Below are 14470 nucleotides of genomic sequence, written 5' to 3' on the forward strand. Positions count from 1 at the left end.
ACAAATTACTGATAATTGTAACGTAAAAGTGCTTCAGGAAAACCGATTACAGCGAAAGGGCAAAATTTGGGCAAAAAAATACCAGGAACACGTCCCGGTATTTTTTGTATCAGCAATGAATTAGCCGAGGATTTTAGCCAGCTCTGCGCTAACTTCGGTCACTTTACGAGTGCCGTCGATTTTCGCATATTTGGTGTTACCGGCAGCCGCTTCTTTGCTGTAGTAAGAGATCAGCGGAGCAGTCATCTGATGGTATTCCACCAGACGCTTACGCACGGTTTCTTCTTGATCGTCTTTACGGGTGGTCAGCTCTTCGCCAGTCGCATCGTCTTTGCCTTCCACTTTTGGTGGATTGAAAGTGACGTGGTAAACGCGGCCAGATGGCGCGTGTACGCGACGGCCAACAATACGCTCAACAATCAGTTCGTCCGGTACGGCGAATTCCAGAACCACGTCCACCTTGATGCCAGCTTCTTTCATCGCATCAGCTTGTGGAATAGTGCGTGGGAAACCATCAAGCAGGAAACCGTTACGGCAATCTTCCTGGGTAATACGTTCTTTAACCAGAGCAATAACCAGTTCATCTGTAACCAGTTTCCCGGCGTCCATGATGTCTTTTGCTTGTTTACCCAGCTCTGAGCCAGATTTTACTGCGGCACGCAGCATGTCACCGGTGGAGATTTGCGGAATGCCGTATTTCTCCATGATGAACTGAGCCTGAGTTCCTTTACCTGCGCCCGGAGCGCCAAGCAGAATAATACGCATTGCGTAATTCCCCATTCGTTTGGATTTTTGATTTTTTAAAGCAGAAGTTGAGACCTTACCATTAAAGGCGTATTCAGCTCAAGAATGGCGGGTATTTCGGAGTGGTTAGTTGATTAGGACGCCCTCACCCCGACCCTCTCCCCCAGGAGAGGGGGAATAATGGCGATTCCCTCTCCCAGGGGAGAGGGTTAGGGTGAGGGGAAGAACTTAGGAAGCCAGCAGCTGGTTCATACGACGGATAAACTGGTTTGGATCTTCCAGCGTACCGCGTTCAGCTAACAGCGCCTGATCAAGCAGCAACTCAACCCATTCAGCAAACTGGGTTTCGTCCTGGGTATCCGCGACGCGTTTCACCAGCCCGTGATCCGGGTTCAGCTCGAAGATGTACTTCACTTCCGGCACTTCCTGGCCCGCCGCAGCAAACAGTTTTGCCATTTGCGTGCTCATGTCGTTGCTGTCGGTGGTCACAATAGCTGGCGTGTCGGTCAAACGGTGCGTCAGACGCACTTCTTTCACACGCTCGCCCAACAGGTTTTTCACACGATCAACAAACGGCTCAAGGGCTTTTTCAGCTTCTTTCGCTTCCGGAGTTTCTTCGTCGGCCATTTTTTCCAGCGACTCGTCAGTTTTGCTGACTGACTGGAACATTTTGCCGTCGAATTCGGTCAGGTAGCTCATCATCCACTCGTCGATGCGGTCAGAAAGCAGCAATACTTCGATGCCTTTCTTACGCAGCAATTCCAGATGCGGGCTGCTTTTCGCGGCTGCATAGCTGTCGGCGGTGATGTAGTAAATCTTCTCCTGCCCTTCTTTCATGCGTGACACGTACTCTTCCAGCGACACGGTTTGTGCAGCGGAATCGGTATGCGTGGTCGCAAAGCGCAGCAGTTTAGCGATAGCTTCCTGGTTGGCGTTGTCTTCAGCAGGGCCTTCTTTCAGCACCAGGCCGAAGTGTTTCCAGAAGGTCTGGTATTTTTCGCTGTCGTCTTTCGCCAGTTTTTCCAGCATCTGCAATACGCGTTTGGTCAGCGCGCTACGCAGGTTTTGCGTTACGCGGCTGTCTTGCAGAATTTCACGCGATACGTTCAGCGGCAGGTCGTTGGAATCTATCAGTCCACGCACAAAACGCAGGTAGTTCGGCATGAACTGTTCAGCATCGTCCATGATGAATACGCGCTGCACGTACAGTTTCAGGCCGTGTTTATGGTCACGGTTCCACATGTCCCACGGAGCCTGGGATGGGATGTACAGCAGGCTGGTGTACTCTTGTTTCCCTTCCACACGGTTGTGGCTGTATGCCAGCGGGTCGGTGAAGTCATGCGCTACATGCTTGTAGAACTCGTTGTACTCTTCGTCTTTAATTTCAGACTTGCTACGAGTCCACAAAGCCTGAGCTTTGTTGATTTTTTCCCAGCCGAGAATGGTTTCGCCGTCTTTTTCTTCACGGGTTTCAATCTCAACCGGCAAGGCGATGTGGTCGGAATATTTGCCGATAACATTGCGCACACGCCAGTCGTCGAGGAACTCGTCTTCACCTTCGCGCAGGTGCAGGGTAATTTCAGTCCCGCGATCGGCTTTAGTGATATGCGCGACGGTATATTCACCCGCACCTTCAGATTCCCAGAACACCGCTTGATCGGCTGGAACACCAGCCGCACGGGTGCGCACGGTGACTTTATCAGCCACGATAAACGCAGAGTAGAAGCCGACACCAAACTGGCCAATCAGTTGGCTATCTTTCGCCTGGTCAGAACCCATAGATTCCAGGAACGCTTTGGTCCCGGATTTTGCGATGGTCCCGAGGTGATCAATGGCTTCGTCACGTGTCATACCGATGCCGTTATCGGCAATCGTCAGGGTGCGTTTTTCTTTATCGAAAGAGACACGCACGCGCAGTTCGCCGTCACCTTCATACAAGTCAGCATGTGACAGCGCGCGGAAACGCAATTTGTCTGCCGCATCAGAGGCGTTGGAGATCAGCTCACGCAGGAAAATTTCTTTATTTGAATAGAGGGAGTGGATCATCAGGTGCAGAAGTTGTTTCACTTCGGACTGGAAGCCACGAGTCTCTTGTCCTTTCATGGTCATTGATACCTCAACAAAATACATAGGGGTGATGAAAACGTTGAGGGTGATATGAGGATAGAAACGGAGGTTTTCAAGCGGGGAGCCTAATAAACTCCCCACAAGTGATTAAAAAACAATCTTGTGGCGGCCCGCTAAAGAATGCGAAAGCGTGGTGCCATCGACCATTTCCAGCTCGCCACCAACCGGCACCCCATGCGCGATTCGGCTGGCATCAACACCATATTGCCCACACAATTCAGCAATGTAGTTTGCAGTGGCTTCACCTTCAACCGTTGGGTTGGTCGCGAGGATCAGCTCTTTGATAGTCTCGCGCTCAAGGCGCTGTTCCAGCCTGTCGAGGCCGATGTCTTGCGGGCCGATACCGTCGAGCGGGGACAGATGCCCCATCAGCACAAAATAGCGCCCGGAAAACTGGCCGGTCGCTTCAATAGCGTGAATATCCGCCGGGGTTTCCACCACGCAAATCTGGCCATTTTCCTGGCGGCGTGGGTTGGCGCAAATGGCGCAGATTTCTTGTTCGGTAAAGGTACGGCAATCCGCACAGTGCCCAATTTCGGACATTGCGCGCGTTAATGCTTGAGCCAGACGCATCCCACCACTGCGGTCACGTTGCAGTAGCGCAAACGCCATACGTTGGGCAGACTTCGGGCCAACACCTGGCAGGCAGCGCAGGGATTCCATAAGGGCAGTAAGTAAAGGACTGGTTTGCATCGCTCAGACTTCTGAAAAAAGAGTGGGACATAGCCTAACATTAGCCCGGAGCAAGGGGATAGAAAAAGATATTCCCCCTGCGCGATGTCTCGCAAAGGGGGAAATATATTAAGCGCGCTGGGAGTCGAGTTGCTCTTGATTACTCACCACATCTTGCGCTTTCTGGTAGCTTTCCATCAGCAAGCCGTACTCAATGAATACGCCGCCCCACAGATTTGCCCAGTCCATCGCATCGTCGCGATTCCAGGTATGCTGGATTTCAGCAACAACCGCTGCGGTATCCATCGGCACCACTCCAGCCTGAACCACACGCGCCAAAGTCACTTCCTGCGCCATTTTGGAATAAGTGCCTGAAGCATCAATCACCGCAAAGACTTTGAAACCTTCCGCCACAGCACTGATGGCCGGGAACGCCATGCACACGCTGGTCACGGTACCGGCAATAATCAGAGTTTTGCGACCTGTCGCTTTAACAGCGGCGACGAAATCCGGATTGTCCCAGGCGTTGATTTCGCCTTTACGCGGCACATATTGCGCATGGGGAGCGTACTGGTGAATCTCAGGAATCAGCGGGCCGTTCGGGCCTTGTGGTACGGAAGCGGTGGTGATGACCGGAATATTCGCCAGTGTCGCAACTTTGGCCAGCACCGTGGCGTGAGTGCGTAAAGTCGGCATTGGCATATCGTGGACCAACTGGAACAAACCGCTCTGGTGGTCGATGAGCAGCATGACCGCGTCGTTGGCATCGATGGTCGGGATTTGTCCGTTAAAATTTGCAGGTGCCATGTTTATATCCTCTTTGCTATCTGAATAAACTGCTGAAAATTAACGGCTACCGGAACGATAGCCGTTTGAGTTTGTTAAACTTTCTGACCAAATTTGCCCTGATTAAAATCGTCAATGGCCTCTTTGATTTCCTCGCGGGTGTTCATCACAAACGGCCCGTAACCGACCACTGGCTCGTTTAGTGGCTCACCGCTCAACACCAACACGACGGCGTCGTTATTGGCTTCCAGGGTGACGGTTTCGCCTTTCGCGTCCAGCACTACCAGTTGCGCTTCACGTGCCACTTCCTGACCATTGACCTGCACGGTGCCTTTAAGCACCACCAGTGCGGTGTTCCAGCCATCAGGCAGCGTCAGTTGGGTGGTGCTGTGCGCATTGAGCCGCATATCCAGCACACGCAATGGTGAAAAGGTGTGTGCCGGGCCTTTTGCACCATCCATTTCACCCGCGATAACCCGCACCTGGCCGGCGTTATCCGGCAATGTCACCACCGGAATGTCCGCATCGGTAATCGACTGGTAGTTCGGTGGCGTTGATTTGTCTTTGGCTGGCAAATTGACCCACAGCTGAACCATTTCCAGCGTACCGCCCTGCTCGCTGAATGCCGGCGAGTGAAACTCTTCATGCAGAATGCCGCTACCGGCGGTCATCCACTGCACGTCGCCTGGGCCAATTACCCCGCCGCTGCCGGTGGAGTCGCGGTGTGCCACTTCGCCTTTGTAAACGATGGTGACGGTTTCAAAACCGCGATGCGGGTGGACGTCTACACCGCGTTGCCCTTTATTGCTCGGTTTAAAGTCTGCCGGACCTGCGTAATCCAACAGCAGGAATGGGCTGAGCTGTTTTTCGAATTTTGAGTAAGAAAACAGTGAGCGAACCGGGAAGCCATCGCCCACCCAGTGGGACGCCGGTGCTGAATAAACGCCAAGAATTGATTTCATCGTTATCTCCATTGAGTGTCGATTTCTGTTGAGATAAAGCTTACTCATAAGACGAAATCCGCGGTAGACTCTGAAAATGAACTCAGTGTTCCATATACAGGACAATAGCCATGCAGGACCTCAACGATCTGTGGTACTTCGTGCAAGTGGTGGATAACGGCGGTTTTTCTCCGGCGAGCCGCGTTATCGGTATTCCCAAGTCGCGCCTGAGTCGGCGTATTGCTTTGCTGGAAGAAAGCCTGGAAACCCGCCTGATTCAGCGTTCAACGCGCAGTTTCACGGTGACCGAAGCCGGGCAGATTTTTTATCGCCATTGCAAAGCGATGATTATTGAAGCCGAAGCGGCACAGGAAGCCATCAACACACTGCGTGCCGAGCCGCGCGGGCTGATTCGCCTGACCTGCCCGGTTGCTTTGCTGCATGTGCATATCGGCGACATGCTGGCGCGATTTATGACGCTGTATCCGCAGGTAACGGTGCAGCTTGAAGAGACTAATCGCCAGGTTGATGTGCTGAATGAGAATGTCGATTTAGCGGTGCGGGTGCGCCCGTTGCCGCTGGATGACAGCGATCTGGTGATGCGTAAATTGGCCGATCGCGGCATGTGCCTGGTCGCCAGCCCCGAGTTAGTCGCGCGTTTTTCCCAGCCGAAGTCGCCGGCCGATCTTCAACACTGGCCGAGCCTGGCGTTATCCAAACCACAGCAGGTTTACCGCTGGTGTCTGTTTGGCCCGGATAATCAGGAAGTGACGCTGCACCATACTCCGCGTTTTGTGACCACCGATATGATTGCGTTACGCGCCGCCGCGCTGGCGGGTGTGGGAATTGTTCAGTTGCCGATGTTGATGATTCACAAGCAAATCGCAGAGGGAACTTTGGTGCATTTGTTACCGGACTGGCGGGCAAGACGGGAGGTGATACATTTGGTGTTTCCTTCACGGCGCGGTCAGTTACCGGCGGTCAGGGCATTGATTGATTTTCTGGTGGAGAGTTATGCGGCGTTTGAGGAGGAGTGAGAATGTCATGTCGGGTGACGCTGCGCTTACCCGACCTACAAAAGACAAACAGTGTCAATCGTAGGGCGGATAAGCGCATGCGTCATCCGCCAAACTGATCAGAATGGCATTTTGAAGCCTGGTGGCAACTGCATCCCGCTGGAAACACCCGCCATTTTCTCTTTCTGCGCTTCGCCAATACGACGTGCGGCATCGTTGAAGGCTGCAGCAACCAGGTCTTCAACCATTTCTTTGTCATCTTCCATCAGGCTTGGATCGATTTCCACGCGACGGCAGTTGTGAGCACCGTTGATGGTTACTTTCACCAGACCCGCGCCAGATTCGCCAGTGACTTCCATTTGGGCGATTTCTTCCTGAACCTGGGCCATTTTTTCCTGCATCTGCTGGGCTTGCTTCATGATGTTGCCCAGACCGCCTTTTCCAAACATAGTCTTCTCTCTTTTGCTCGGGCCGTTAATCGTACTTAACGATTAACGGCTATCAGGGTTTACAACAAACCGGCATGACCAGTCTGTCAAATAGGTCGAATACTGTCTTCATCCAGTTCTGCATCAAAAAAACGACGCAGCGTTTGGATATTGTTGTCAGTAGTCATAGATTCCCGCGCTTGTGCCAGCTTCTCTTCGTAGATAGCCTGGCGCCACTCCAGCGGGGTGCGTTGTGCAAGATTATCATCTTCAATAATAGTCAGCTCAACAGTTTCGCCGCTAAAAGTACTCATTGCGTCAGACAGTGTTTGCTGTGCCGACGGTGAGTTCAAATGGCGTAATGCCGGGCGCAAGTGCAAACAAACGCGGCTGCCATCCTGCTCTTTCCAGGCGTTTAGCGCCAATTGTTGCACCAGTTTTGGTAGCACCAGTTGGCTAATTTCCGCCGCCCAACTGTCACGTTCAATGGCTTCCTGCGCCAGCTTCAATGCGAGCTCTGGTGTTTTCTCATGCTCCATCGCGCGCTTTAATGCTTTTGGCGTGGCAACCGGCTCTTCGACAACCTCAGAAACGTTCTGCGACTTCCAGCGATACGCCTCCGGCTTCTCGACTTTCTCTTCGGTTACCGCAGCGGGCCGGGACTGGATACGATCGGTGACTGATGCCAGACGTTCCAGGGCAGTACTCTTTGCCGGCCGCGCTTGATTTGGCGCTGCCGGCTCACTCTTTTTTGCTTTGTTGGCTCCCTGCTGGCGCATTAACTGTGTTCGCGCTTGCAGCACCTGGCTTGTGGTGTCCGGCAACGGGGTTTCATTTTGCCGTGGCGGAGGTGACGCTTGTTGCCGAACCGGAACCGGGTTGATGACCGGAATACTCGGAGCCTGACGCGGTTGTTCTGGTTCCGGTAAAGGTTTTCTCGGATGGAATGCCAGCGCGCGCAGCAGTGTCATCTCAATGCCCATGCGGCGGTCGGGAGCCCAGGAAAGCTCTTTGCGACCAATCAGCAAGGTTTGGTAATAAAGTTGTACTTCAGCAGGCGGCACCACGCGCGCCAGCTCACGCATACGCTGTTCGATGGCCGCCATGTCGCTGCCCAATGCGGCAGGAGACAATTGCACCATCGCCACACGGTGCAGCAAGCCGAGCATTTCCACCAGCAACGCTTCCCACTCAATTCCGCGACTTGCGGCATCGTTAAGCAAGCTCATCACGCGCTCGCCATCTGCCTGCACCATCGCTTCTATCAGCGCCAGAGCCTGGTCGTCGTCCAGCGTGCCGAGCATGGTGCTAACAGCCGCAGTGGTCACTTGCCCATCGCCGCTGGCAATTGCCTGGTCGGTAAGACTTAGCGCATCACGCAGGCTGCCATCTGCGGCACGGGCCAACAGTTGCAAAGCGCGAGTTTCGCTGGGGACTTTTTCTTCGCCAAGAATGTATTCCAGCTGATGGCGGATTTGTTCGACATCCAGCGCTTTCAGGTGGAATTGCAGGCAGCGAGAAAGAATAGTGACCGGCAGTTTTTGTGGATCGGTGGTCGCCAGCAAGAATTTGACATGCGAAGGTGGCTCTTCCAGCGTCTTCAACAGGGCGTTGAAGCTGTGGCGAGAGAGCATGTGGACTTCATCGATTAAATAGACTTTGAAGCGGCCACGCGCCGGTGCGTACTGAACGTTGTCCAGCAAGTCACGGGTGTCTTCGACTTTGGTACGCGAGGCGGCGTCAATCTCAATGAGATCAACAAAGCGCCCCTGCTCAATTTCGCGGCAGTTATCGCAAACACCACAAGGCGTGGCGGTAATGCCTGTTTCACAATTTAACCCTTTCGCCAGCAAGCGAGCGATGGACGTTTTCCCCACGCCGCGCGTCCCTGAAAAGAGATAGGCGTGGTGGATTCGGCCCATGGATAAGCCATTAGCCAGCGCAGTCAACACGTGTTGCTGGCCGACAACATCAGCAAAAGTTTGTGGCCGCCATTTGCGGGCTAAGACCTGGTAGCTCATTCGAGATAGGCTCTACATCGCGGGTGTGAATTCAGGGGGTAATGCTAACATAAGCCTCACCCATCGGGCGAGGCTTCTATACCCATCCTCCTTCAAGCTGCAGGGGTGTTGGCTGCATACGCTCATCCCAGTCACTTACTCAAGTAAGCTCCATGGGATTAATGAGAGACTCCTGTCTCTCACCGGAGGCCAGCCTTCGGCTGGTCAAATTCGTTCCCGACGAATTTGTCTCGTCCTTACCGCCTACCTGCAACTCGAATGCTAACGGGTATAATTTGGGGAATACGGAGGCAGGACTCAGTGGCCAGGGAACAGTACGAGGCTGTAGCTTTTCACGCCCATTTTTTCCAGACGTTGCTCACCACCAATATCAAACAGATTGATGATAAACGCAGCGTCGGTCACTTCACCACCCAGACGACGGATCAGCTTAACGGTCGCTTCAATGGTGCCACCGGTTGCCAGCAGATCGTCAACCACCAGAACTTTGTCACCAGGCTGGATCGCATCAACGTGGATTTCAAGTTGATCGGTGCCGTATTCCAGTTCGTAGTTTTCAGCGATGGTTTCACGCGGCAGTTTACCTGGCTTGCGTACTGGCACAAAACCCACGCCTAATTCCAGCGCAACCGGTGCGCCGAACAGAAAACCACGCGCTTCAGTGCCCACCACTTTGGTGATACCGGCATCTTTAAAGCGTGAAACTAAGAGTTCAATGCTGGTGGCGTAGGCTTTCGGATCTTCAAGCAAGCTGGTAACGTCACGGAATAAGATCCCAGGCTTTGGGTAGTCTGGAATGCTTTTGATGCTGTTTTTCAGATATTCAAGCTGCTGCGCAGTCGCGGTCATAATTAATGCCTGCTAAAAACATGGTTCTAACAAAGCACGAGACTACTTATTAAACAGTCATACCGTGCTCGAAAACGGTCGAATTTACTGGCTGGCATCAACAATTGCAACCACTGCAAATGCGGATTATGGCTTTTGTTGCTTTTCGTCAATGACCGGCATGCGCCACATAAAGAACAGCAGTGCGCACATCATCATCAGTAAGAGTAGTCTGACCCAAAGAATGTTGACCAGATAAAGGGAGACAGCAAAGGTGATAACAATAAAAATCAATGCTCTGGGTTTCGCTCCCGGTGGTAGCGCACGATGTTCTTGCCAGTGACGAATGTAACTACCAAACCACGAACGATACAGCAGCCAGTGATGAAAGCGCGGCGAAGAACGGGCGAAGCACCAGGCCGCCAGCAGTAAAAATGGGGTGGTAGGCAGCAAAGGCAACACCACACCCAGCGTCGCAAGGACTACCGCCAGCCAACCGATGATGATTAAAATGGTCCGTTTCATTCATTCCTTAAATTTAAACACCTGCAACCCTGGAGAGCCATTTTGTGAAAACCGCTTCGCTGTTACAAGCCCTGGATGTTCGCGTCGCGGATCTCGCCCAAGCCATTGCGCCCATTTCGTTGCAACGCGCCTCTCAGGCCCGCTTCGATCGTAATTTATTTTCCACTCACAGCACACAACTTAAAGATTATCTGAGCGAAGTTCAGGCTAATCTCGCACAATTACAGCTTAGCGTGAAAGTCGGAAAAGCAGATCAAGTGGCGTATCTTGCCGAAAAACTGGTGGCGCAAATTGCCGCTTTGCAGCGTGAACTGGCGACGTTGCAGATGCGCAAAAACGATCCCCAACCGCCGGTGGTTGAAAACCTGTATGAGAAACTCTCCACTCATCAGGATTATGAACGCCGTCTGCAAACGATGATTAGCGATCGTGACAGCCAACTTGCGATTCAAACGACGCTCGTTGGGCAACAAAAGATCCAGAAAGAAATCGCGGCTCTTGAAGGTCGTTTGCAACGCTGCCGCCAGGCGATTACGCGAATTGAACGTGCGATTGAACGGCGGGAACGTGGGCTAAGCTAATCACAGCCACTAAATTGGTGTTGTAGGGTGGATAAGCGATAGCGTCATCCACCACCTGCGCTGGTTGTGTCGGATGGCGCTGCGCTTAGCCGACCTACGAAAAAGGTTTCGTCAGCCGTCTCTTTTTATTTCGCAAATTACGGGTTAATACAATGTCGCTGGAAAATGCACCAGATGAAGTGAAACTGGCTGTCGATTTGATAATGCTGCTGGAAGAACATGAAGTCCCGACGGAAACCGCGCTTGCTGCGTTAGAGATTGTCCGTCAGGATTTTTTGCGTAAGCGGGAAGAAAGCACCTCCCGCTAATTTTTACTGCACCGGGACGATGCCGCCGTTCGATTTACCGTTGTTATCGCGTTTCACTTCTGTCAGTTCATCGCCTTTGTCATTACGCAGATGCACTTCGAGTTGGTTGAAGGCGATGTTAATGCCATTTTCACGGCACAGACGATCGATGGTCCGATTCAGTTCATCAACCGTATAACTACGATCGCGCAGTTCGCGCACATACAGGCGCAATTCATGATCCAGCGTGCTGGCCCCGAAGGTAGTGAAGAACACGGTCGGTTCAGGATCGTGCATCACTTTCGGATGTTCATGAGCGGCTTTCAGTAAGATTTCACGCACTTTATCCAGATCCGATCCGTAAGCAACGCCAAGGCGGATAACCACGCGCGTGATGGTGTCGGACAGCGACCAGTTGATCAAACGTTCGGTCACAAAGGCTTTGTTCGGGATGATCACTTCTTTCCTGTCGAAGTCAGTGATGGTGGTGGCACGAATACGAATCTTGCTGACGCTGCCCGAGAAGGTGCCGATGGTTACGGTATCGCCGATACGCACCGGGCGCTCAAACAGGATAATCAAGCCGGAAACAAAGTTACCGAATATCTCCTGCAAACCGAAGCCCAGGCCGACTGATAACGCCGCTGCCAGCCATTGCAATTTATCCCACGACACACCGAGCGAACCAAAGATGGTCATCGCACCAGCGCCAATAATCACATAATTAAGAATAGTAGTGATGGCGTAAGAAGCGCCCTGGCGCATCTTCAGACGCGAGAGCACCAACACTTCCAGCAAACCCGGTAAGTTGCGTATCAGTACCCAGGCAATCGCGAAGGCAATCACCGCAAATAACAAGCTGCCCATGGTGACGTTTTTCACCACCGCGGCCCCCGCTTCAGTGCCGTTGTAGCTCCAGAGCTGGATGCTGTCGAGATAACCGAATACCCCAAACAAGTCTGACCAAATGGTGTAGAAGAAGATGGCAAATAGCGCAAACAGCGCAATGATCGCCAGGCGCATGGTTTGCTGGTTGATTTGATCCAGAGCCAACGGCGGTTCTTCTACCGGCTCGCCCCCTTCAGCCCCCTCTCTCACCAGGTTTTCACGGCGCAACACGGCGCGACGATAAGCCATACGGCGCGCCGTCACACTTAGCCCACGCAGTACGGTCTGGTAAACCAGATTCCAGATAAGCACCAGGTAGATGGTTTCAATCCAGCGGCCGGCAAGGCGCAAAGTGGTATAGAAGTACCCCATCGCCGTCAGCACAATTAACACCGCAGGCACCACCCCCATCACCGTAACGGTAAAGAGCTGCATAGTATGGTTATTTTTGTTGCGCCAGTTTTCACGGCACATTGGGAAGACAAATGCGGTGATCAGCAACAGGTTGAAGAAGATTAGCAACTGACCAAACGCATCTTCCACGAGGTGCAGCGGCGAACGCTCGCCCAACACCGACCAAAACAGCAACGGCATGAGTGCAAAGCCAATGCGCACTAATTGGCGGCGATAATGGCTACACAGTTGTGGGGGCATATTAAAGTGGCGAACCGCAACACCATCGCTCGACAACACTTTGTAGGTCAGGCCAAAAACAATCCAGAACAGGGAAAGCTTTTTACAAAACGCCAGTATCGATTCGCTGATATTCAGGTCAATGCCAGCAAATACTAAGCCGATGGCATAGATGATAAGCGCCCCCGGTAAGACTTTCACCAGGGTCAACGCAATGGCTTTCGGGGTCAGCATTTGGCTGTCGTTACGCAGTTGCCCCACTCGACTTGCCTGCTTCTCCAGATAGCGGTCGATTGCTTTAAAGCGCCAGCGAATCCCCCCTGCCAACAGCAATGCGGGAATCATCAACAAGAGAATCGCGAGAATTTTAAACGAGTTTTCCGCTCCATTAAAATTGATATGGCTGTTTTTAAACTGATCGCGTAACGAAGAAGGCAACGATTTCAGCCAGTCCCAGTCCATCGGCTTATTACTGGTGACCCAAAAAATCTGCTCGGTCAGAATTTGGTCGAGGGATTTGGTCACGTTTTGCAGTTGCTGTTTATTATTCTGCAGGTTGATTGCCAGCATTAGCTGCATGCCGAGCTGTTTATTCAACTGGTCGAGTAATTCGCGGCGCGTATCCAGAACCTGTAACAGTGCATCGTGAACGTCAGGCGTGACTTCAGCGCTGTGCCCTTCTTCAATTTTCGCCACCATTTCGTCAGGCTGGAATAGCGCGTCACGCTGCTGATTGATATCAAACTGCTCGAGGCGAATATCCGCAATACGGTTGGTCAGGTCTTCTGTGTCTTCCGCTGAAGGCATGTTCTGTTGTTGCTGCTGATACAAAATGCGCGATAACAGCAAGCTGCCTTTCAGGACGGCGATTTGCTCTTTCAGATTGCGTTCCGATTGCACCGCACGATCCAGCGTGTTTTTGATGCGGATACTCGGCGGCACCATCTCATTGGCTCGCTCGGTGGCATCGATCAACCGCTGACTTAATTGGTGGTTAATATCCAGCTCTTGTTTCACCAACGGGTTTTGCTGAATTTTAACCGTGTCTTCGGAGTCGATGGCTTCTTGCGCGGTCTGCTGGGTTAGCGTCAGACGCTTGCTGCTGACTGCCTTTTGTAACAGTTGCAGCGTGTGTTCCATCTGGTTGATATGGGCGTTGGTGTAATCACGTTGTTTTTGCAGGGTATCTTGCAACAGCGTGTTGCCTTTCAGGCTGTCACGTTGCTGGTCGAGTTGCGCATTCAGTAACGCCTGCTGCGCCAGTAATAAGGTTTGCTGGCTGGGGCGTAATTCTGCTGCACCGGGTGCGACACCATTCAGCCGGTTACGGATGGTTTCGAGTTGCGCCGACGCGGCCATCATCGCATTCTGCACACGTTCTGGCTGCGTTTGCAGCGAAATCAGTTGGCTATTCCAGGTGGCTAAATCGCTCTGTGAATTCTGTAAATCCGTCATCAAATCATTCAGGCGAGATTCGAGCTGGCGTAAGTTCAGCGCTTCAATTTCGGCCTCTTCATTGGCCTGGTTATCTCGCTGATTCTTTATCTCATTTAAAGCATCGGTGGCTTTGCGCAGCGTTTTTGGTGCTTCAGTGATCTGCTGATGCAGTTTTGCCGCTTCATCCTTGACCCGGTCAATTTTGTCCAACACTTCAAGTGTTTCATTGAGATCTTGCTGGGTGAGTTTGTCATTAGGTGACAGCGTCTTTTGCTTATTAAGCGCAGTTAGCTGGTTTTGAATTTCATCGCGGCTCGGGAGATCGCTGCTGTTATTTTTCGCCCAAACTGGCTGCGCCAGCAGGCAAAACAGGCTCATAAAAGCGATAAGTAAAAACCGTGCAGATAAGCGACGCGAATACAGTGAACACAAGAGTTGCGGCATAGTTTGACAGTGTTTGAGAACAGGCCGAAAGGATGGCGAGTTAAAGACGAAATACGAGCGCTCAGATTAGCACGTCTTGTCAAAAAATCCTTGGTCAACTCGCTTCGGAATT

At 52.3% G+C, this 14470-nt stretch carries 13 protein-coding genes and 1 other annotated feature; of the genes, 3 read left to right on the forward strand and 10 right to left on the reverse strand.

The window, feature by feature from the left end:
- Positions 1-120: 120 nt before the first annotated feature.
- From adk to D8682_RS10090, 5 genes are all read right to left on the reverse strand, one after another.
- On the reverse strand, positions 121-765 hold the full coding sequence (gene adk, locus D8682_RS10070; protein WP_121814199.1) for an adenylate kinase: 645 nt from the start codon (positions 763-765) through the stop codon (positions 121-123).
- A gap of 207 nt (positions 766-972) precedes the next feature.
- Positions 973-2847: a molecular chaperone HtpG gene (gene htpG / locus D8682_RS10075; RefSeq protein WP_121815679.1), complete on the reverse strand. Its 1875-nt coding sequence runs from the start codon at positions 2845-2847 to the stop codon at positions 973-975.
- 111 nt (positions 2848-2958) lie between these two features.
- The gene (recR, locus tag D8682_RS10080; RefSeq protein ID WP_064549045.1) at positions 2959-3564 is read right to left on the reverse strand and encodes a recombination mediator RecR; all 606 of its coding nucleotides are present in this window, start codon (positions 3562-3564) and stop codon (positions 2959-2961) included.
- 108 nt (positions 3565-3672) lie between these two features.
- Complete coding sequence (locus D8682_RS10085) at positions 3673-4350, reverse strand: isochorismatase family protein (RefSeq protein ID WP_064549047.1); 678 nt, start codon at positions 4348-4350, stop codon at positions 3673-3675.
- A gap of 74 nt (positions 4351-4424) precedes the next feature.
- Entirely contained in the window at positions 4425-5291 is an 867-nt protein-coding gene (locus tag D8682_RS10090; RefSeq protein WP_064549049.1) for a pirin family protein, read from the reverse strand.
- A 110-nt stretch (positions 5292-5401) separates the two neighbouring features.
- On the opposite strand from D8682_RS10090, the gene D8682_RS10095 reads away from it, so the two are divergent.
- Positions 5402-6307 carry a LysR family transcriptional regulator gene (locus tag D8682_RS10095; RefSeq protein WP_121814200.1) on the forward strand — a complete coding sequence of 302 codons (906 nt, stop codon included), beginning with the start codon at positions 5402-5404 and terminating at the stop codon, positions 6305-6307.
- Between the two features lie 98 nt (positions 6308-6405).
- Here D8682_RS10095 and D8682_RS10100 read toward each other — a convergent pair whose 3' ends face one another.
- The 4 genes from D8682_RS10100 to D8682_RS10120 all read right to left on the reverse strand — a co-directional run bounded on the left by D8682_RS10100 (position 6406) and on the right by D8682_RS10120 (position 10088).
- Positions 6406-6735, reverse strand: coding sequence for a YbaB/EbfC family nucleoid-associated protein (locus D8682_RS10100; protein WP_034458087.1), 330 nt, complete (start codon positions 6733-6735; stop codon positions 6406-6408).
- Positions 6736-6821: 86 nt separating this feature from the next.
- Complete coding sequence (gene dnaX / locus D8682_RS10105) at positions 6822-8735, reverse strand: DNA polymerase III subunit gamma/tau (protein WP_121814201.1); 1914 nt, start codon at positions 8733-8735, stop codon at positions 6822-6824.
- Positions 7422-7486 (reverse strand) — a sequence feature (DnaX frameshifting element). It overlaps the preceding gene by 65 nt.
- A gap of 297 nt (positions 8736-9032) precedes the next feature.
- Positions 9033-9584, reverse strand: coding sequence for an adenine phosphoribosyltransferase (apt, locus tag D8682_RS10115; RefSeq protein WP_034493753.1), 552 nt, complete (start codon positions 9582-9584; stop codon positions 9033-9035).
- Between the two features lie 126 nt (positions 9585-9710).
- Positions 9711-10088, reverse strand: a complete 378-nt coding sequence (locus D8682_RS10120; RefSeq protein WP_064549056.1) for a DUF454 family protein — start codon at positions 10086-10088, stop codon at positions 9711-9713.
- A gap of 44 nt (positions 10089-10132) precedes the next feature.
- Here D8682_RS10120 and priC point away from each other — a divergent pair, with 44 nt between their 5' ends.
- Positions 10133-10669 (forward strand): primosomal replication protein PriC, encoded by a 537-nt coding sequence (gene priC, locus D8682_RS10125; RefSeq protein ID WP_064549058.1) that lies wholly within the window; start codon positions 10133-10135, stop codon positions 10667-10669.
- A gap of 152 nt (positions 10670-10821) precedes the next feature.
- On the forward strand, positions 10822-10977 hold the full coding sequence (gene rsmS / locus D8682_RS10130; RefSeq protein ID WP_064549061.1) for a pleiotropic regulatory protein RsmS: 156 nt from the start codon (positions 10822-10824) through the stop codon (positions 10975-10977).
- 3 nt (positions 10978-10980) lie between these two features.
- On the opposite strand, the gene mscK is transcribed toward rsmS, so the two are convergent.
- Positions 10981-14358 carry a mechanosensitive channel MscK gene (gene mscK / locus D8682_RS10135; protein WP_255424169.1) on the reverse strand — a complete coding sequence of 1126 codons (3378 nt, stop codon included), beginning with the start codon at positions 14356-14358 and terminating at the stop codon, positions 10981-10983.
- Positions 14359-14470: the final 112 nt, after the last annotated feature.

It is taken from the genome of Buttiauxella sp. 3AFRM03 (assembly GCF_003675305.1).
Classification (GTDB): Bacteria; Pseudomonadota; Gammaproteobacteria; order Enterobacterales; family Enterobacteriaceae; genus Buttiauxella; species Buttiauxella ferragutiae.